The sequence below is a fragment of the Microbacterium ureisolvens genome (assembly GCF_015278315.1).
Taxonomy (GTDB): domain Bacteria; phylum Actinomycetota; class Actinomycetes; order Actinomycetales; family Microbacteriaceae; genus Microbacterium; species Microbacterium ureisolvens.
The window spans coordinates 74,325-93,454 of sequence record NZ_JADIJE010000001.1 but is presented as its reverse complement, the minus strand read 5'-3'; the positions used below and the strand labels follow the sequence as shown (position 1 = coordinate 93,454).

Genomic DNA, 19,130 nt, shown 5'->3' with positions numbered 1-19,130 from the left:
CGCGGGGTATACAAGAGGCATGTCCGTGCGCACTCCAGACCCCGAACCTGCGGGCGACGAGCCGTTCGGCCCGCCGGCCGGGAACATCTCGAACCCCGCGTGGCTGAGCGACATCGAGCTCGAAGAGGCCCGGCGGCGCCTGCCGATGCTGTACGTCGAGGGCGTGCCGGTGCGCACCGACGGCATGGGGCAGGTCACGCAGGTGGGGATCCTGCTGCGGGCGACGCCGGTCGGCGAGATCTCCCGCACCATCGTGTCGGGCCGCGTGCGGTACGGCGAGACCGTGCGGGATGCGCTGTTCCGGCACCTCGAGAACGACCTCGGTCCGATGGCCTTCCCGCTGCTGCCGCCGCAGCCGACGCCGTTCACGGTGGCGGAGTACTTCCCGCTGCCCGGCGTCAGCGCCTATCACGACGATCGCCAGCACGCGGTGTCGCTCGCCTTCGTCGTGCCTGTCACCGGCACGTGCGAGCCCCGCCAGGACGCACTCGAGGTGACGTGGCTGACGCCGGAGGAGGCGGCATCCGACGCCCTCTCGGCCGAGATGGAAGGCGGACGCGGCACCCTCGTGCGCATGGCGCTCGCGAGCGTCGGAGCCCTTCGCTGACGAGCGGGGCGCGACCCGAGTTGATGCTCGCCAAGCGTCGGCGGCGCCCCCTAGGCTCGCAAGGGTGACCGCCGAACCCCTGCCCTTCCCGTCCGAGGCCGCCGGGTGGGCGGCCTTCGCCGCCGAGCGCCCGGCCGAGCGCCTCGCCCGCGTCGCCGAGATCGATGCGCGCCTGAAGGCCGAGCGCGCGCTGACCACGGCAGAGCGTCTCGAGCTGTGGAACGACGCCGACATCGCGCTGGCCGAGGCGCTGAGCGAGGCGTACGTCCTCAGCGAGGCGCACCCCGACGCAGCGGTGCGCGAGACCGCCGAGGCGCAGGTGCAGGCAGTGGAGTCGGTGTCGGCCGCCCGTCTGCTCGATCGCGAGCTGTGGGCGTCCTTCGCGGACGCCGAGGGCGACGGGCTCGACGACGACCAGGCGCGGCTGCTCGCGCACCTCCTGCGCGACTTCCGTCGCGGGGGCGTCGGGCTCGACGACGAAGGACGCGAGCGGGCCCGGCAGCTCTCAGACCGCGACACCGAGCTGTCGCTGACCTTCTCACGCAACATCCGCGACGGGCGCCGGGAGATCACCGTCGCAGCCGACGCCCTCGCGGGCATGCCGCAGGACTTCATCGACGGGCATCCGGTGGGCGAAGACGGTCGGGTCACTCTGTCGACCGATTACCCCGACCTCATGCCGATCCGCGAGTACGCCACCGACCGGGCGACGCGTGTCGCTCTGCTCAGCGCCTACAACGACCTCGCGTGGCCCGACAACGATTCCGTGCTCGCGGAGCTGCTGGAGGTGCGCGCCGAGCGCGCCCGCCTGCTGGGCTACCCGGACTGGGCCGACTACGAGACCGAGACCCGCATGATCGGCGGGGGCGCCGAGATCCCGGCGTTCCTCGCTCGACTCGACGAGGCCTCGCGCGACGCCGCCGAGGCCCAGTACCCGCTCCTGCTGGAGCGGCTGCGCCGCGACGTCCCCGATGCCGACGCCGTCAGCACGGCCGACTTCTGGTACCTCCTGAGCGCGATCAAGCGGGAGCAGTACGACGTCGATGCCCAGCTCGTCCGGTCGTACTTCCCGTTCGAACGCGTCGTCGGCGGCGTGCTCGACGTCACCGGTCGCCTCCTCGACGTCGAGTACGTCCCGGTCGACGCGCCCGCCTGGCACGACGACGTCCGGACGTTCGACGTCGTGCGTGACGGCGAACGTCTCGGCCGCATCCACCTGGACCTCCACCCGCGCGAAGGCAAGTTCAACCACGCCGCGTGCTTTCCGCTGGCCCCGGGCGTGACCGGACGCGTGCTCCCCGAGGCGACGCTGCTGTGCAACTTCTCGCGCGGCAAGCTCGAGCACGACGAGGTCGTGACCTTCTTCCACGAGTTCGGGCATCTCGTGCACGACATCCTCGGCGGACGTCAGCGGTTCGCCCGCTTCAGCGGTGTGTCGACCGAATGGGACTTCGTCGAGGCGCCGAGCCAGCTCCTGGAGGAGTGGGCGTGGGATGCGGGGGTCCTGGCCTCGTTCAGCGCCGACGACGACGGCGAACCGATCCCGGCCGACCTGGTGGAGCGCATGCGGACGGCCGACGCGTTCGGCCGCGCCCTGGAGGTGCGCCGGCAGCTGGGTCACGCGAACGTCTCGTACCACCTGCACGTCGACCGCCCGGCCGACCTGCAGGCCGAGACCGAGCGCCTGTACGCCACCACGAGCCCCGTACAGCCGCTGAACGGACTCCACTCCTATGCCGGCTTCGGGCACCTCACCGGGTACGGCGCCTGTTACTACACCTACCAGTGGAGCCTCGTGATCGCGCGCGACCTGCTGAGCGGATTCGCGGACGGCCTGATGGACCCGGTGGCCGCGCAGCGCTACCGCACCGAGGTGCTCGAACGGGGCGGATCGCGCGATGCGCGCGACCTCGTGGAGGCGTTCCTCGGGCGGGCTTCGTCGTTCGACGCGTACCGCGCCTGGCTCGCCGGGGACTGACCTCCGGGCCGCGTTTCGCGGACACCGCCGGGGGAGGTATGGTTCAGTCACCCCGATGCGCAGTCACCTGCGACACAACCCCCCGGTGTCGTCGAGGACGGTGCGGCCACCGCTGCTCGCGCGCGCGGCGACACGTTCGCCGCCGCGGCGGGCCCGGCGACGCACGCCTCCGCCGAGCGCTCTCGCCGACACAGCAAGCCAGAAGCGGAGAACACCGATGTCCGACCACGCCGTGAGCGCCGGAAGCCCGGGCCAGGACGACCCGACCCCGTTCGACAACCTCATCGGCGACACGGCGGTGACCGCCTTCGGGTCGGGCTTCACCACGACCTTCCGCGGCTACGACAAGGACGAGGTGGATGCCGCGATCGCGGGCCTCGACGCGCGCGTGCGCGCCGCGACCGACGAGGTCGCGCAGCTGAAGCAGCATCAGCGTCGCGCAGGTGCCGCCGTCGCGCAGAGCCGGGCGAAGGCGGAGCGCCTCGAGGCTGAGCTGCAGGCCGCCGCAGAGCGACGCCAGGCCGAGATCGACGCGGCGATCGCCGCCCGCCAGGCCGAGATCGACGCCGCACTCGAGGCCCGTCAGAACGAGATCGAGCGGCTCGAGGCCGCCCTCGCCGAGGCGGAGTCGGCCCGCCGCGCGGAGATCGAGCGCGTCGCGGCCGAGGCCTCGGCCGCGCGCGAGCAGGACGGCGACACCGCCCAGCGGCTGCAGGGCGAGCTCGAGGTCGCGAACGCGAAGCTCGCCGACGCCGAGCAGCGCATCCAGACGCTGAGCGACGAGCTCGTCGGCGCCACCACCGAGTCGCCGAACCGCCAGAAGTTCGAAGAGGTGCTGCGCGTCGCCGAGGATCAGGCCAGCCTGCTCATCCGTAATGCGACCATCCAGGGCGATCGCCTGCTCGAGGCCGCGCGCGAAGAGATCGCGAACCGCCGGTCGTCGGCGCAGGCCGAGGCCGACGGGATCATCTCGCAGGCGCAGCACGACGCCCAGCAGGTGCGCCTCAAGATCGACACCGAGCTGACGGCGCACGAGGCGCGCATCGAGCGCGAGGCCGCGCACGCGGCCGAAAAGATCTCGCAGGCCGAGCGCGAGGCCGCCGCGATCCGCTCCGAGGCAGAGAAAGGCGCGGCCGTGCTGCGCTCGACCGTCGCCCGCGAGACGGCCCGCGACCGCGCCGAGGCCGAGGAGGCGGTCCGCGAGCTGCGGTTGCGGGCGCTCGAGTTCGAGGCATCCCTCACCCGCCGCCAGGACGATGCGCACCAGGAGTTCCTGGTGCTGCACAACCAGGCGGTCGCGCACGCCGAGCGCATCACGCAGGACGCCAACGAGCAGGTCTCAGCGTCGCTCGAGCACGCGCAGCGCGTGTCGGTGAAGGCCGAGGACTTCGAGCGCCTCATGCGCGCGCAGTCGCAGCAGATCGAGGCCGACGCGCAGCTGCGCGCGCGCGAGCACCTCGAGCAGGCGCACGTGAAGGCCGAGCGCATCATCGACCTCGTCACGACCCACTCGCAGGCGGTGCTGCGCGACGCCGAGGACCGCACCCGCCAGCTGCGCTGGCAGCAGCATCAGCTCATGAGCTTCATGGCCGAGGTGAAGGAGCTCATCCGCCCCGAGACGGCGCTCGCCGCGGCCGCGGCGAAGGTGGTCGGGGAGCACTCCGACGCGGAGACGGATGCCGCACCCGCCCCGGCCGAGACCGCCGAGACGGTCGCACCAGAGGTCGTCGAGTCCGAGGTCGCCGAGCTCGAGGAGGACACGCACGAGGCGGCCGAGCCTGAGGGGGTCGAGTCTGAGGTGGCCGAGCCTGAGAAGGCCGAGCCTCAGGCGGCCGAGCCTGAGGCGGCCGAGCCTGAGTGGGACGCCGTCGAGGTCGCGGAGCCGGAGACCGCCGGCCACGAGGTTGCCGAGCCCCAGGGGCACGGCGCCGACGTCGCGGAGTCCGCGGCCGCGCAGCCCGAGGCCACCGAGGACCGAGTGACGGATGATCCGGAGTCCGAGGCTGACCGGCGCGAGGAGGGCGACTCCGCGCAGCACTGACCCTTCGGAGCGCGACCGGGCGTCGATCGTCCCCCGCACCAGCGTCACTCCTGGACATCGATCCAATTTCCTATAGGATTGCGGAGAGATCACCGAGCCAGGAGGCGCAATGACGCGGCTGTTCAACGACCCCGACGACTTCGTCGACGACTCCATCGCCGGTTTCGTCGCCGCTTCGGGCCGCTGGGTCCGGCCGGTGACGGGCGGCGTCGTCGGCTCGACACGTGCGGCCGTACCCACCGTGGCCGTCGTGATCGGCGGCGGCAGCGGTCACTACCCCGCGTTCGCCGGGCTGGTGGGGCCGGGCCTCGCCCACGGCGCCGTCATGGGCAACGTCTTCGCCTCGCCGTCGGCGCACCAGGTCTACTCGGTCGCCACCGCGGCCCATGAGGGCAGGGGCGTGCTGCTGAGCTACGGAAACTACGCCGGCGACGTGCTGCACTTCACGCAGGCTCAGGATCGGATGCGTGCGGCGGGCGTCGATTGCCGCACGGTCGTGGTCACCGACGACATCTCGAGCGCGCCCGCCGACGAGCGGCACAAGCGCCGCGGAATCGCGGGCGACCTGGTGGTCTTCAAGGTCGCCGGCGGGGCTGCGGCCGAGGGCTACGACCTCGACGACGTCGAGCGGGTCGCTCAGGCCGCAAACGACCGGACGCGCTCGCTCGGCGTCGCGTTCGGAGGATGCACGCTGCCCGGCGCCGACGAGCCGCTCTTCTCCGTGCCCGAAGGGCGCATGGCGGTGGGCCTCGGCATCCACGGCGAGCCCGGAATCGATGAGGTCGACATCCCGACGGCCGACGGCCTGGCGGAGTTGCTGGTGAACTCGCTGCTGGAGGAGCTGCCCGACGGCGTCGAGCTCCACGGCGCGCGCGTCGTGCCGATCCTCAACGGCCTCGGCAGCGTGAAGTACGAGGAGCTCTACGTCCTGTACGGCGAGATCGATCGCCGGCTCGCCGACGCCGGGGCGGTCGTGCTCCAGCCCGAGGTGGGGGAGTTCTGCACGAGTTTCGACATGGCGGGGGTCTCGCTCACGCTCCTGTGGCCCGACGACGAGCTCGAGCGCCTGTGGCTCGCGCCCTGCGACACGTCGGCGTTCCGCCGCGGGGCGGTGTCGGGGCGGGTGGCCGTGACCGCGGAGCAGCTGGCGTCCGCGGAGGAGTCCGACGTCATCCCTCCCGCCGGAGAGGACTCGCGGCGTGCCGCCGAGGACATCGCGCGCGTGCTCGGGGCCGTCGCCGAGATGCTGGACGAGGAGGCCGACGAACTGGGCCGCATCGACCGGATCGCGGGCGACGGCGATCATGGCATCGGCATGCAGCGCGGCAGCCGCGCCGCCGCCACGGCCGCCGCGGAGGCGGCCGCCGCGGGAGCCGGCGCCGGAACGGCGCTGCACCGCGCGGGCGACGCCTGGGCCGACAAGGGCGGCGGCACCTCCGGGGCGATCTGGGGCGAGATGCTCGTCGCGCTCGGCTCCGCGCTCGGCGACGAGTCTGAGGTCACCGCCGCCGCCGTCGGCGGCGGGGTAAATGCGATGAAGGATGCCGTGATGTCCTTCGGCAAGGCGAAGCCCGGCGACAAGACCATGATCGATGCCATCGTCCCGTTCGCGGACGACCTCGACGATCGCCTCACGCAGGGCGACGATCTCGTGGCGGCGTGGCAGCATGCCGCCGACGTCGCGACAGAGGCAGCGCAGAAGACCGCCGAGCTGTCGGCCCGGCTCGGCCGTGCGCGCGCACACGGCGACAAGAGCATCGGCACCCCCGACCCCGGCGCGGTCTCGTTCGCCCTGGTGGCACATCGCGCACTCGACGTCCTGAAGGAGAGATGACATGACCTACCGACTGGTGATCGGCTCGGACGACGCCGGCTTCGAGTACAAGGAGCGCCTGAAGCAGGATCTGCTCGACAACCCGCTGGTCGAGAGCGTCGTCGATGTCGGGGTGGACGCCGACGGGCACACCAACTATCCGACGATCGCCACGACAGCCGCGGAGCTCGTGGCGGCGGGGGACGCCGACCGGGCACTCCTCATCTGCGGAACCGGCCTGGGCGTGGCGATCGCGGCCAACAAGGTGGCCGGCATCCGCGCCGTCACGGCGCACGACTCGTTCAGCGTCGAGCGTTCCGTGCTCTCCAACGACGCGCAGGTGCTGTGCATGGGTCAGCGCGTGGTGGGCATCGAGCTCGCTCGCCGCCTGGCGCGCGAGTGGCTGACCTACACGTTCGACCCTTCCAGCGCCTCGGCCGACAAGGTGCGCGAGATCTGCGCCTACGAAGGCGTGTGAGCGGAGCGGGAGCATGCTGATCGGCGCCAGCCACAAGATGTACCTGTCGCACGCGCAGACGGTGCGATGGATGCAGGAGGTCGCCGAGATCGTCAGCGCGCATCCGGCCGCGGGCGTCTCGACGTTCGCGATCCCGCAATACCCGTCCATCCCCGCGTGCGTGGAGATCGGCGCGCCCGCCGGGGTCGCGGTCGGCGCGCAGGATCTCTCCACCGACGACGTGGGCGCGCTGACGGGCGAGGTCAGCGGTGGCGTGCTCGCCGAGCTCGGGTGCCGCTACGTCGAGGTCGGCCACGCCGAGCGGCGGCGCCTGTTCGGCGAGACCGACGCGATCGTGGCGGAGAAGGTCCACGCCGCGCTGCGCAACGGGCTGACGCCGATCCTCTGCGTCGGCGAGGAGGAACGCGGCGACGCCGCCGGTGCGGCGGAGCATTGTCTGGCGCAGATCGATGTGGCCCTCGCGGCATCGCGAGCGGCGGGAGCCCATGGCGACATCGTCGTCGCCTACGAGCCGCTGTGGGCGATCGGTGCCGCGCGGCCCGCGGATGCCGAGCACATCCGGGGTGTGTGCGGGCGGCTTCGGGAGCACGGCGCGGCCGGGCCGCGGGCAGCGGTGATCTACGGCGGCAGTGCGGGCCCGGGCCTCTTGACCGAGGTGGCGGGAGCGGTCGACGGGCTCTTCCTCGGGCGCTTCGCGCACGACCCCGCCGCCTTCCGTGCGATTCTGGACGAAGCAGCCGCCGTGTCGGCGTGACCGGCCGGCCGGAGGAGGGACCATGACGACGGATGCCGCGGAGACGGGGCTGTTCGGAGCGCCCCAGACGATCGAACGACGCGGCCTGCGGGATCACGTGTACGAGCGGATCCTGCAGCTGCTCCTGAGCGGAGACGTCTCGCCCGGCGCGCGGCTCTCGATCGACACGATCGCGCGCCAGCTGCAGGTGTCGCCCACGCCGGTGCGCGAGGCGATGGTGCAGCTGGAGCGCACGGGCCTCGTCACCCGCGAAGCGCTCAAGGGGTACCGTGTCGCGCCCCCGCTCGACGCCGACCAGCTCGCCGAGCTGTTCGAGGCGCGTCTGATGCTGGAGACGACGGCCACCCGCCTCGCCACTCCTGCAGGCCCCGACATGCTCGCCGAGCTGCGCGCCGCGGAGGATCGTCACCGTCGTGCCGGCTACGACGTCATCGAGCAGATGCGCGGCGGCACCCCTGATGTCGCGCTCACCACCGAGTACTTCGCCCTGGACGCGGCCTTCCACGACGTCGTGCTGTCGCACTGCGGGAATCACTACATCCGGGAGATGTCCGCGTCGCTCGGCGCGCAGCTGCACCGCATGCGCCAGTCCGTCGTGCACGGCGTGACGGACGTGCGGGAGGCCATCGCCGAGCATGAGGCGATCGTGGACGCCTTCGCGGGGGGAGACCCCGCCGCACCCGAGGCGGCGATGCGCCGGCACATCGAGCAGGTGCGTGCGCGATCGCTCGACATCGAGCAGCGCCGCTGACGCCCGTCCCCCAACGCCGCCGTGAAGGCCGCCCAGTCCGGGCGGCCTTCGTCATTGCGCTTGACGGGAAACCTATTTCCTATAGGATCTAGGAAGCGAGACACCGACCTGACACCAATGGAGTCGTCATGACAGCAGCACCGCCGCCCGCCGAGCTCGACCGCGACACGTGGCCCATCGCCGTCTGCATGCACGGCTTCGCGCCGGTGGCCGCCGACGGCACCGCCCTCCACGACGCGGCGCCCGAGAAGTGGGACGCGGTGTTCCGCCAGGTCGCCGCGCTCGGCTTCACCGCCATCGAACTGGCCGACAGCCACATCCGGCCCGCCGACCTCGAGCCGACCCGTCGTGAGGAACTCCTCTCCATCGCGCGGTCGCACGGAGTCACGCCTCTGTCCGTGCATGTGCAGCGGCAGAGCGTGATCCAGCCGGTCCGGGGCGAGGAGAACCTCGCCTACGCGCACCGCACGATCGACGCGGCCGCCGAGCTCGGGCTGCAGGTGTTCTCGACGGGCCTGCACCAGCCGTTCACCGAGGCGCAGCGGCAGGCGCTGTGGTTCTGGACGGCTCCCGGTCCCGTCGACCCCGACGACGCCGAGACGCGCGCCCTGGCGGTCCGTCGGCTGCGGGAGCTCGGTGAGCACGCGGCCTCTGTCGGTCTGCCGATGTCGCTGGAGATGTACGAGGACACCTACCTCGGGACGGCCGACAGCGCGGTGCGGCTGATCGAGGAGATCGGGCTCGACAACGTCGGCCTCAACCCCGACATCGGCAACCTCGTGCGGCTGCATCGCCCGATCGAGAACTGGCGCGAGATGCACGAGAAGACCCTGCCGTACGCGAACTACTGGCACGTGAAGAACTACGCGCGCGACGAGGCCGGCGACCGCAGCTGGTTCAGCTCGACGCCCACGAGCCTGGAGCTCGGGCTCATCGACTACCGCGCGATGGTCGCGCGAGCGGTCGAGCTCGGCTTCCGCGGCCCGTTCCTCATGGAGCAGTACGGCGGCGACAGCCTGGGCGTGTGCGCCACCAATCGCCGCTACCTGCAGTCGCTGCTGCCTGAGCCCGCCGGCGCCTGAGGGCGCGGCATCCGATTTCGACGAAGGAGACGAGAATGACAGGAACACAGGAACGGCCGGTCTACGCCGTGGTCGGCAGCGGCTATATGGGCGGTGGTATCGCCCAGGTGCTCGCGCTGTCAGGCGCCGACGTCCGCATCGCGGATGTCGACCTCGATGTCGCCCGCACCAACCGCGACCGGCTGATCGCCGAGGCTGAGCAGTTCGCAGCCGACGGACTCTTCCCGGCCGACGCTCCGGGGATCATCGCCGAGCGCGTCACGGCGGCGACGATCGAGGACGCGGTCGCAGGCGCCTCGTTCATCGAGGAGGCGGTGCCCGAGAAGATCGAGATCAAGCACGCGACGCTGCGGCGCATCTCGGAGAGCGCGGCACCCGACGCGATCATCGGCAGCAACACCTCGACCATCCTCATCGGCAAGCTCGCCGAGGCGGTCGACAACCCGAGCCGCTTCCTGGGCGTGCACTTCTCCAATCCGGCGCCGTTCATCCCCGGCGTCGAGCTGATCCCGCACGCCGCGACCGACGAACAGGTCCTCCCCATCGTCGAGGAGATCGTGGTGGCGACCGGCAAGGAGACCGCCCGCGTCAAGGACGCCACCGGGTTCGTGCTCAACCGCCTGCAGTACGCCCTGTTCCACGAGGCGACTCAGCTGGTCGAGGAGGGTGTCGCGACGCCCGAAGACATCGACACGATCGTGCGGACCACGTTCGGCTTCCGCCTGCCGTTCTTCGGACCCTTCGCCATCGCCGACATGGCAGGCCTCGACGTCTACGCGTTCTGCTACGCGTCGCTGCAGACCGAGTTCCCGGAGCGGTTCGCCACGCCGGCCATCCTGGAGCAGCTCGTGTCGGCAGGAAAGCTCGGCACCAAGTCGGGCGCGGGCTTCCTCGATGTCCCGGCCGAGCGCACGCCCGAGCTCGTGGCGTACCGCAACCGGGCGTACGTCGCCATGAAGAAGCTCGTGGACGAACTGGGGCCCGCGCCGATCGCCTCCGCCACCGCCGTCGGAACGGGGGCGAGCGCATGAGCGCGGCCTTCCCCGCCGAGCGCGCCGTCATCCTGACCGGCGCCGCGAGCCCGCGCGGCATCGGCCGCGCGACCGCCCACCACCTGGCCGAGCGCGGCTGGAGCATCGGCATCATCGACGTCGACGCCGAAGCGGCGCGCGAGGCGGCCCGTGAGGTCGCCGAGGCGACCGGCGTCGTCGCGGCAGGTGCGGGAGCGAATGTCGCCGACCGCGAGGCGGCGGTGGCGGCCGTCGACGAGCTCGAAGCCTCTCTTCCGCAGCTGGTCGCGGTGGTCAACTTCGCGGGCGTCTCGTCACCGGTCCCGTATCTCGAGGTGACGCCCGAGGAGTGGCAGCGCGTCGAGTCGATCAACCTCGACGGCGTGCACTGGATCACCCAGCGGGTCGCGCGCACCCTCGTCGACAATGGCGTGGGGCGCATCGTGGGCATCTCATCGGTGTCGGCCCAGCGCGGCGGCGGCACCTACTCCAAGACGCCGTACTCCGCCTCGAAGGCCGGCGTCATCGGCCTCATGCGCTCGATCGCGCGCGAACTGGGTCCGTTCGGCGTCACCGCCAACGTCATCTCGCCCGGACCGATCGACACCGACATCATGGGCGGCACCCTGACCGAAGAGCGCAAGACGGCGATGGCCGCCGACGGCGTCCTTCCCCGCATCGGCACCCCGCACGACATCGCGGCGGCCGTGGCCTACCTGATCAGCGAGGACGCCGGATTCGTGACGGGGCAGACCCTGAACGTCGACGGCGGCCTCTACATGCACTGAGGAATCCCGACCATGCCATCCACCTGGTCCAAGTCCCGCTTGGCGTACCTCGCCGTCGGCGTCGTGTGCGTCGTGGTGGGCCTCCTGTTCATCATCCCCGCACTCGCGAACTGACTCCCCACCTCCCCCGACCGCTCGAAGGAGAGCACATGACTTCCACGTCGCAGAGCGCCACCGCGCAGACCCTGCTGAACAGTCCCCACCTGGCCAGCGGCATCCGCAAGGCGACCTTCCGCCTCATGCCGATGCTGATCATCCTGTACTTCGTCGCGTTCCTCGATCGCACCAACGTCGGGTTCGCCGAGGAGGCGCTCGCCGTCGACCGGGGGATCTCGGCCGGTGCCTACGCACTCGGGGCCGGCATCTTCTTCATCGGCTACGCGCTGTTCGAGATCCCGTCCAACCTGCTGCTGTCGAAGTTCGGCGCGCGCTTCTGGCTCGCGCGCATCGCCATCTCGTGGGGCATCGTCGCGTCGCTGTTCGCCTTCGTCAACGGCGAGCCGATGTTCATCATCCTGCGCTTCCTGCTCGGCGTGACCGAGGCGGGCCTCTTCCCCGGCGTGATCATGTTCCTCGCCGAGTGGTTCCCGAACAAGCGGCGCGTGCAGATGTTCGCGCTGTTCTACCTCGCGCAGCCGTTCTCGCAGATGCTCGGCGCCCCGCTCTCGGGCGGTCTGATCAGCTTCGGCGACACCTTCACGCCGTGGGCGGGATGGCAGGTGATGTTCTTCGTCGAAGGACTGATGGCCGTCGTCGCCGGTATCGCCGCATTCTTCTTCCTGGTCGACTCGCCGCAGAAGGCGAAGTTCCTCAACGACGACGAGAAGTCCGCCATGAAGGCGGTGATGGATCACGAGGATGCCGTCAAGCAGGAGGACGGACCACGCGGCATCGGCGCGGCCATGATCAGCTGGAAGGTCTGGTACTTCACCGCGATCTACTTCTGCCTCCAGATCGCCGTGTACGGCACCACGTTCTACCTGCCGCAGCAGGTGGCGACCCTGATCGGCCAGGAGGTCGGCTGGCAGGTGGGCCTCGTCTCGGCCATCCCGTGGGCGGTGGGCCTGTTCGCCTGCTACTACGTCGGGAAGTACGCCAACACGGTGCGGCGTCGCCGCAACTGGGGCACGTCGTTCTTCTTCATCACGGGCGTCGCGATCCTCGTCTCGGCGTGGGCCGGCGCGACCGGCCAGGGACTGGTCGGCATCATCGCGATCACGGTCGCCGTGGCCTCGTTCCTGTCGACCGGCCCCATCACGTGGGCCTTCCCGACCTCGTTCCTCGTCGGCGCGGCTGCGGCCACCGGCATCGGCCTGATCAACTCGCTCGGCAACCTCGGCGGCTTCGTCGCGCCGATCATGCGCACCGCGGTCAACGAGGCCGTGCCCACGGACAGCGGCGCATGGGGCGTCGTGTCGCTCGGCATCTTCGCCTTCGTGGGCGCCGTGCTCATGTTCATGACGCGGTTCTTCCGCGCCAAGGCCGACTCGCTGCTCGACGAGGACGCGCTCGAGCCGCGTCACTGACGACGGCGGGGGATGCGTCCCAGGCGCATCCCCCGCCCATCCGGGAGGACTCCCATGACCCAGCGCACCCATGTCGGCTTCGTCGGTCTCGGCGCCATCGGCCTTCCGATGGCGCGGAGCCTCGTGAGCGCCGGCTTCCCCGTCACAGGCGTCGACCCCGCCGAGCTCGGACGCGAACGCGCGGCCGCTGCCGGCATCAACGCCGTCGCCGGGGTCGAGGGCGTGGCCGAGGCATCCGTCATCGTCGTGATGGTCGCCGACGCGCACCAGCTCTCGCAGGTCGTCGACGCCGCCGTCGCGGCCGACGTCGTGCGGGGGCGCACCTGGGTGATCATGTCGACCGTGGGCACGGATGCCGTAAAGCACGCCGGTGCCGCGCTCGAGGCCGCGGGCGCAGCCGTCGTGGACGCCCCGGTCAGCGGCGGGATCGCGCGGGCGACGCGAGGCGACCTCGTGCTGTTCGTCTCGGGTCCTGACGTCGCGCTCGCGACGGCGGAGCCCGTCCTGCGGGCGATGGGCGAGCCGCGCATCGTCGGTGCGGCCGTCGGCGACGGGCAGTCGATCAAGGTCGTCAACCAGCATCTGTGCGCCGTGCACATCGTCGCGGCCGCCGAGGCGCTCGCGTTGGCCGAGCGGCTCGGTCTCGACCCGGCGTTCGTGCTCGAGACCATCGGAGGGGGCGCCGCCGCGTCGTTCATGCTCGGCGACCGCGGTCCGCGCATGCTCGCCGGCGCCGAGGCGCCGGTGCTCAGCCAGATCGGCATCTTCGTGAAGGACACGGGACTGGTGGCGGATGCCGCAGCCGCCGTGGACCTCGATGCGCCGGTGCTCGCGGCGGCACGCGATCGGTTCCTCGCGGCGGCTGAGAGGGGACTCACCGCCCGCGACGACTCCAGCGTCATCGAGACCTACCTGCGGAAGGACGGGGAGCGATGAAGACGGTCGTCCTCGACGACGATCCGACCGGCACGCAGTCAGCGTCGGGCGTCACCGTGATGCTGCAGTTCGACGCCGACGCGATCGAAGAAGCCCTGCGGGACGCCGACAGCGTCTACGTGCAGACCAACTCCCGGGCCATCGACGAGGACGAAGCCGTCGCACTGGTGCGCCGCGTCCGCGACGCCGCCCGCGAAGCGGCGGCGCGGGTCGATGCAGAGGTGCAGTTCGTCCTGCGGGGCGACTCCACGCTGCGCGGACACGTCTTCGCCGAGGCCGAGCAGTTCCTCGACGATGACGCCGTCATCGTGTTCTCGCCGGCATTCCCCGCGGGCGGGCGTACGACCGTCGGCGGAGTGCACCTCGTGAAGGATGCGCAGGGCACGCGGCCCGCCCACCTCACGGAGTTCGCGCAGGATCCGGTGTTCCCGTTCTCGTCGGGCGTGCTGACGGAGTACGTCGCCGAGAAGGCCGGGCGGCCGGCGATCGGTGTCGGCCTCGAGGATGTGCGGGCGGGTGCCGTCGCGGAGGCGCTGCGTACCGCGCCGGCCGGAGCCGTGGTGCTGCCCGACGCCGAGGACGATGACGACATCGAGGCGATCGCCCAGGGCATCCGCCGTGCGCGAGAGGCCGGCCGTTCGGTCGTGGTGCGCAGCGCTGCGCCGTTGGCGGCGGCCCTCGCGGGCGTCCGCAGCGAGGGGCTGCTCGAGCGGCCGCTCCTGGACGCCGCCGTGCCGACCGTGCTGGCGTGCGGGTCGCACACCGCGGGCGCCGGCGCGCAGCTGGCGGCGGTGGAGGCACAGCACGGGCCGGCCGTCGTCATCCCGACCGACGACGCCTTCGCCGACCCGGAGGCTGCGGGCCGTGCGGCGGCCGACCGCGCACGCGAGCAGCTCGCGGCCTCCGGGCTGGCGATCATCGCGACTGAGCGCCGGCGCCGCGAGGAGCACGACACGCTGCGCCACGGCGAGCTCGTGATGCAGGCGCTCACGACCGCCGTGCGGGAGCTGGTGCCGGACGCCGGTGTGGTCGTGGCGAAGGGCGGCATCACGTCGGCCGAGCTCGCACGCACGGCGATCGGTGCGACCCGGGCGCGGGTCCGCGGTCAGGTGCTGGCCGGAGTCTCGGTGTGGGATCTGGTGTCCACCGGCGGTGACGAGCTCACCTACGTGGTGGTGCCGGGCAACGTGGGCGGCCCCGAGACGCTGACCGACATCCTCGGCGCGCTCGGTCGGTAGCGCGCCCGCGCGGCGGCTGGGCGCGTCAGGCGGCCGACGTCTCCCGCGCGATCGCGGCGAGGAACGCGTCGATGTCGTTCTCCGAGGTGTCGAAGCTGCACATCCACCGCACCTCGTTCTTCGCGGCATCCCAGTCGTAGAAGCGGAACGACGCACGGAGGCGGTCGGCGACGCCCTCGGGCAGCGTGGCGAAGACGCCGTTCGCCTGCGTCGGCTGCGTGAACGCGACGCCGCGGATCGAGCCGTCGGCGAGCCCCGCCTCGATCCCGGTGCGCAGGCGCTGCGCCATCGCGTTCGAGTGCGAGGCGTTGCGCAGCCACAGGTCGCCCTCGAGGAGCGCGAGCAGCTGCGCCGAGACGAAGCGCATCTTCGACGCCAGCTGCATGTCGAGCTTGCGGAGGAACTTCAGCCCGTGAGAGGCCTCGGGGTTCAGCACCACGACCGCCTCGCCGAGCATCGCGCCGTTCTTGGTGCCGCCGAAGCTCAGCACGTCGACGCCGGCGTCGCGTGTGAACCGGCGGAAGGGCACCCCCAGCGAGGCGGCGGCGTTGGAGATGCGCGAGCCGTCCATGTGCACGTGCATCCCGAGCCCGTGCGCGTGGTCGGCGATCGCGGCGACCTCATCCACGCTGTAGAGCGTGCCGAGCTCGGTGGACTGCGTGATCGACACGACGAGCGGCTGCGCGCGGTGCTCGTCGCCCCAGCCCCATGCCTCGCGGTCGATGAGCTCGGGGGTGAGCTTGCCGTCGTCGGTCGGCACGGTGAGGAGCTTGATGCCCGCGACCCGCTCCGGGGCGCCGCCCTCGTCGACGTTGATGTGGGCGGTGCCGGCCGTGACCACGGCGCCCCAGCGGGGGAGCATGGACTGCATGCCGACGACGTTCGCACCGGTCCCGTTGAACACCGGGTAGGCCTCGACGCCCTCGCCGAAGTGCCCGGCCATGACCTCCTGGAGCCGCTCCGTGTACGCGTCTTCGCCGTACGAGACCTGGTGGCCGTCGTTCGCGGCGGCGATCGCCGCCAGCACCTCGGGATGGATGCCGGAGTAGTTGTCGGAGGCGAAGCCGCGCAGGTTCGGGTCGTGGAGCGTGGTCACGGGGGTCCAATCTCGTCTCGCGGCCGGCCGGGTGCCGCCGCGGGTCGTCAGAGGGAAGGGTCGGTGAGTTCGACGATGGTGTCGTTGAGGTCTGCCGCCTCGGTCATCCACAGGTCCGCGAAGCGCTGGGCGAGCGCCTCCTCGAGGCCGTCGAGGCTCTTGGTGCGGAAGATGACGGATGCCGCGGCCAGCGGCCTGCCGGCATCGCGGGCGTCCTTGGCGAAGCCCTGTGCGAGCGCGCGGGCCCACGCCTCGCTCGCGGCCTTGATGGCCGCATAGTTCGCTCCGCCGGCCAGCGGGCGCTCGACGGCGGTGGATGACACGATCGCGGTGCGGGCGGACTCGGAGGCGCGCAGGTCCGCGTCGAACGCGCGGCTGACATGGCGGAGCGCGGTGAGTGAGCGCTCGAGGAAGCGGTAGTCCTCGTCGCTCTGTCCCGCGAGGCCCCCGCCGCCGCGCCACCCGCCGACGAGGTGGAGCACGCCGTCGACGGGTCCGTCGGCGTCGCGCACGCGGTCGGCGAGCGCGGCGACATCGCCTTCGTCGGTCAGGTCGCAGACCTCGGTGCGCACGGCGCCGGAGGAGCCGATGGAAAGAGGCCCGGCATCCGTCTCCAGCGCCTGCGCGAACCGGCGCAGCTTGTCGGGATCATGCCCGACCGCGACCACGCGCGCACCGGCGTCCCGGAGTTCGCGAGCCGCGGCGAGACCGGACGCACTGGTGGCTCCTGCGATGAGGACGAGTCTGCCTGCGACGCTCATTCCTCCACCCTTTCACGTCGACATCGCGGTTTCTCGTCGAACAACCACGTCATCGGTGCCGACGACGTGCGATCTCGCCGAGAAACCGCGATCTCGACAGAGGGTTGGGGCGCCCGGTGCGACGCGCGGGGCGCGAGCGCCGGGGGCGGGAGGGGCCGGGCTCAGGAGTCGCGGCCCGTGATGCCCGCGGTGGACTCGATGACCGGCTTCATCTTGCGGTCGAGCGCCTCGAAGAACATCGACAGCGGGAACTCGTCGTCCATCACCGCATCGGTGTAGCCCTTGGGAGCTCCGGCGAGCACCTCGTCCGGCAGCCCGCGCGCCCACTGCGACGCGGGGTTCGGCGTGAGCGTGCCACGGACGAGGTCGTACGCGGCGAGCCAGTGGGCGGTCTTCGGCCGGTCGATCGAGCGCCAGTAGAGCTCGTCGATCGCGTCGCCGAGCGCGACGACCGCGGCCGGCACCTCATCCCAGTCGAAGGCGAGTGCGGTGTCGGTCCAGTGCAGCACGCCGCGCTGGTGCAGCCACGCGAACAGCAGCTGGCCGCCGAGGCCGTCGTAGTTGCGCACGCGCGAGCCGGTGATCGAGAACCGGAAGATCCGGTCGAAGATCACGGCGTACTGAACGAGCCGCGCGTGCTCGAGCATCTCCGCCTCGGCCGGGGTCAGCGACTCCTGCGCGGTGAGGCGCTTCTCGATCGCGACGCACTCGCGGAACGCCGTGAGATCGCACCGCAGCTCTTCGAGCGAGTACAGGAAGTACGGCATCCGCTGCTTGATCATGAACGGATCGAACGGCAGGTCGCCGCGCATGTGGGTGCGGTCGTGGATGATGTCCCACATCACGAACGTCTTCTCGGTGAGCTGCTGGTCGTCGAGCATGCGCGCGGCGTCGGCGGGCAGCTCGAGCTTCGTGATGTCGGCCGCGGCGCGCACCACCCGGCGGTAGCGCGCGGCCTCGCGGTCCTGGAAGATCGCGCCCCACGTGAACGTCGGGATCTCGCGCATGGCGACGGTCTCCGGGAAGAGCACGGCGCTGTTGGTGTCGTAGCCCGGCGTGAAGTCGAGGAACCGCAGCGACACGAACAGCTTGTTGCCGTAGTCGCCTGCCTCCAGCTGCGCGATGAACTCCGGCCAGATGACCTCGACGAGCACCGCCTCGACGTGCCGATCGCGCGAGCCGTTCTGCGTGTACATCGGAAAGACGACGAGATGACGGATGCCGTCGACCCGGTGCTGCTGCGGCTGGAACGCCACGAGCGACTCGAGGAAGTCCGGGATGCCGAACCCGCTGTCGGCCCACCGCTCGAAGTCGCGTACCGACGCGGCGAGGTACTCGGCGTCGTGGGGGAACGAGGGAGCGAGGGCGCGGATGCCGGCGACGATCTGCGCGACGTGCATGCGTGCCTCGTCGTGTGCGTCCTCGGTCGTCGAGTCCGTCGGAGCGGGGATCGATCCGTCTTGGGCCTGGAGACCCTGAAGGGCCGTGGCGGCCGCCTTGAGGCTCAGCCAGGCGTCGCTGTGCTCGACGCGTGCGGCGTCCTCGACGACCTCGGGCTCGCCGACGATGACCTGCGTGGCGCGGGCGTGAGTGGACATGGTGAACCTCCGATCTTCGGTCGAGGATGATCTCGCGAGACGAGTCTACGGGAGAACTTCCGGCGAAACAGCCGCATGACCGGAAGACTTCCGGTTGCCGCGGAGCGCCACTGTTAGTCTCGGATCCATGAGCGAAGACGGCCCCGGACGCCTCGACGACGACATCGACGCCGGGATCGTGCGCGAGGTCTCGCGCAACGCGCGCGCGACGCTCGCCGAGCTCTCCACTGCGGTGGGGCTCTCGGTGTCGGCGGTGCAGACGCGCCTGCGGCGTCTCGAGGCGCGCGGCGTGATCACCGGCTACCGTGCCGTGGTCGATGCCGAGGCCGTCGGCAAGCCGCTCGCGGCCTTCGTCGAGATCACGCCGCTCGACCCGGCCCAGCCCGACAACGCCCCGGAGCTGCTCGAGCATCTGACCGAGATCGAGGCATGCCACTCGATCGCGGGCGACGCGAGCTACATCCTGCTCGTGCGGGTCGCCACCCCACGCCATCTCGAGTCGCTGATCCGCGACATCCGCGCCGCCGCCTCGGTGAACACCCGCACCACCGTGGTGCTGCAGACCTTCTACGAGAACCGCCCGATCCTGCCCGCGTGACCCGGGCCGCTCAGGCCTCCACGTGCAGCCGCCGAGCCAGGGCGTCTGCGCCGAGACCCTGAGCAGCGCGCGGGC

At 71.4% G+C, this 19,130-nt stretch carries 17 protein-coding genes; 14 read left to right on the top strand and 3 right to left on the bottom strand.

The genetic code is table 11. The features are described from left to right. The first annotated feature begins 19 nt into the window (after nucleotides 1-19). The 13 genes from IM767_RS00355 to IM767_RS00295 all read left to right on the top strand — a co-directional run bounded on the left by IM767_RS00355 (nucleotide 20) and on the right by IM767_RS00295 (nucleotide 15,002). Nucleotides 20-607 (top strand): NUDIX hydrolase family protein, encoded by a 588-nt coding sequence (locus tag IM767_RS00355; RefSeq protein ID WP_109210553.1) that lies wholly within the window; start codon nucleotides 20-22, stop codon nucleotides 605-607. Nucleotides 608-671: 64 nt separating this feature from the next. Then, entirely contained in the window at nucleotides 672-2,585 is a 1,914-nt protein-coding gene (locus IM767_RS00350) for a M3 family metallopeptidase (RefSeq protein WP_109210552.1), read from the top strand. Nucleotides 2,586-2,802: 217 nt separating this feature from the next. Beyond that, nucleotides 2,803-4,626, top strand: coding sequence for a coiled-coil domain-containing protein (locus IM767_RS00345; RefSeq protein WP_239453296.1), 1,824 nt, complete (start codon nucleotides 2,803-2,805; stop codon nucleotides 4,624-4,626). A gap of 109 nt (nucleotides 4,627-4,735) precedes the next feature. Next, nucleotides 4,736-6,460, top strand: a complete 1,725-nt coding sequence (locus IM767_RS00340; RefSeq protein WP_109210551.1) for a dihydroxyacetone kinase family protein — start codon at nucleotides 4,736-4,738, stop codon at nucleotides 6,458-6,460. 1 nt (nucleotide 6,461) lies between these two features. Next, nucleotides 6,462-6,917: a ribose-5-phosphate isomerase gene (locus IM767_RS00335; RefSeq protein ID WP_109210550.1), complete on the top strand. Its 456-nt coding sequence runs from the start codon at nucleotides 6,462-6,464 to the stop codon at nucleotides 6,915-6,917. Between the two features lie 13 nt (nucleotides 6,918-6,930). Beyond that, on the top strand, nucleotides 6,931-7,671 hold the full coding sequence (locus tag IM767_RS00330) for a triose-phosphate isomerase family protein (protein ID WP_109210549.1): 741 nt from the start codon (nucleotides 6,931-6,933) through the stop codon (nucleotides 7,669-7,671). 22 nt (nucleotides 7,672-7,693) lie between these two features. Continuing rightward, nucleotides 7,694-8,422 carry a GntR family transcriptional regulator gene (locus IM767_RS00325; protein ID WP_109210548.1) on the top strand — a complete coding sequence of 243 codons (729 nt, stop codon included), beginning with the start codon at nucleotides 7,694-7,696 and terminating at the stop codon, nucleotides 8,420-8,422. A gap of 128 nt (nucleotides 8,423-8,550) precedes the next feature. Next, nucleotides 8,551-9,504 carry a sugar phosphate isomerase/epimerase family protein gene (locus tag IM767_RS00320; protein ID WP_109210547.1) on the top strand — a complete coding sequence of 318 codons (954 nt, stop codon included), beginning with the start codon at nucleotides 8,551-8,553 and terminating at the stop codon, nucleotides 9,502-9,504. Between the two features lie 35 nt (nucleotides 9,505-9,539). Next, on the top strand, nucleotides 9,540-10,535 hold the full coding sequence (locus IM767_RS00315) for a 3-hydroxyacyl-CoA dehydrogenase family protein (protein WP_109210546.1): 996 nt from the start codon (nucleotides 9,540-9,542) through the stop codon (nucleotides 10,533-10,535). Next, complete coding sequence (locus IM767_RS00310; protein WP_109210545.1) at nucleotides 10,532-11,302, top strand: SDR family NAD(P)-dependent oxidoreductase; 771 nt, start codon at nucleotides 10,532-10,534, stop codon at nucleotides 11,300-11,302. Before IM767_RS00315 ends, IM767_RS00310 begins: the two co-directional genes overlap by 4 nt. 149 nt (nucleotides 11,303-11,451) lie before the next feature. Beyond that, nucleotides 11,452-12,828: an MFS transporter gene (locus tag IM767_RS00305; protein ID WP_109210544.1), complete on the top strand. Its 1,377-nt coding sequence runs from the start codon at nucleotides 11,452-11,454 to the stop codon at nucleotides 12,826-12,828. Between the two features lie 54 nt (nucleotides 12,829-12,882). Next, a complete protein-coding gene (locus IM767_RS00300) occupies nucleotides 12,883-13,764 on the top strand; it encodes an NAD(P)-dependent oxidoreductase (RefSeq protein WP_109210543.1) in 882 nt (293 codons plus the stop codon). Further along, nucleotides 13,761-15,002 (top strand): four-carbon acid sugar kinase family protein, encoded by a 1,242-nt coding sequence (locus IM767_RS00295; protein WP_109210542.1) that lies wholly within the window; start codon nucleotides 13,761-13,763, stop codon nucleotides 15,000-15,002. The genes IM767_RS00300 and IM767_RS00295 overlap by 4 nt, the downstream gene beginning before the upstream one ends. A gap of 25 nt (nucleotides 15,003-15,027) precedes the next feature. Here IM767_RS00295 and IM767_RS00290 read toward each other — a convergent pair whose 3' ends face one another. From IM767_RS00290 to IM767_RS00280, 3 genes are all read right to left on the bottom strand, one after another. After that, complete coding sequence (locus IM767_RS00290; protein ID WP_109210541.1) at nucleotides 15,028-16,098, bottom strand: threonine aldolase family protein; 1,071 nt, start codon at nucleotides 16,096-16,098, stop codon at nucleotides 15,028-15,030. 47 nt (nucleotides 16,099-16,145) lie between these two features. Next, entirely contained in the window at nucleotides 16,146-16,859 is a 714-nt protein-coding gene (locus IM767_RS00285) for an SDR family NAD(P)-dependent oxidoreductase (RefSeq protein WP_109210540.1), read from the bottom strand. 161 nt (nucleotides 16,860-17,020) lie between these two features. Next, nucleotides 17,021-18,457: a DUF6421 family protein gene (locus tag IM767_RS00280; RefSeq protein WP_109210539.1), complete on the bottom strand. Its 1,437-nt coding sequence runs from the start codon at nucleotides 18,455-18,457 to the stop codon at nucleotides 17,021-17,023. A 127-nt stretch (nucleotides 18,458-18,584) separates the two neighbouring features. Here IM767_RS00280 and IM767_RS00275 point away from each other — a divergent pair, with 127 nt between their 5' ends. Further along, entirely contained in the window at nucleotides 18,585-19,055 is a 471-nt protein-coding gene (locus tag IM767_RS00275) for an Lrp/AsnC family transcriptional regulator (RefSeq protein ID WP_109210538.1), read from the top strand. Nucleotides 19,056-19,130 lie beyond the last annotated feature (75 nt).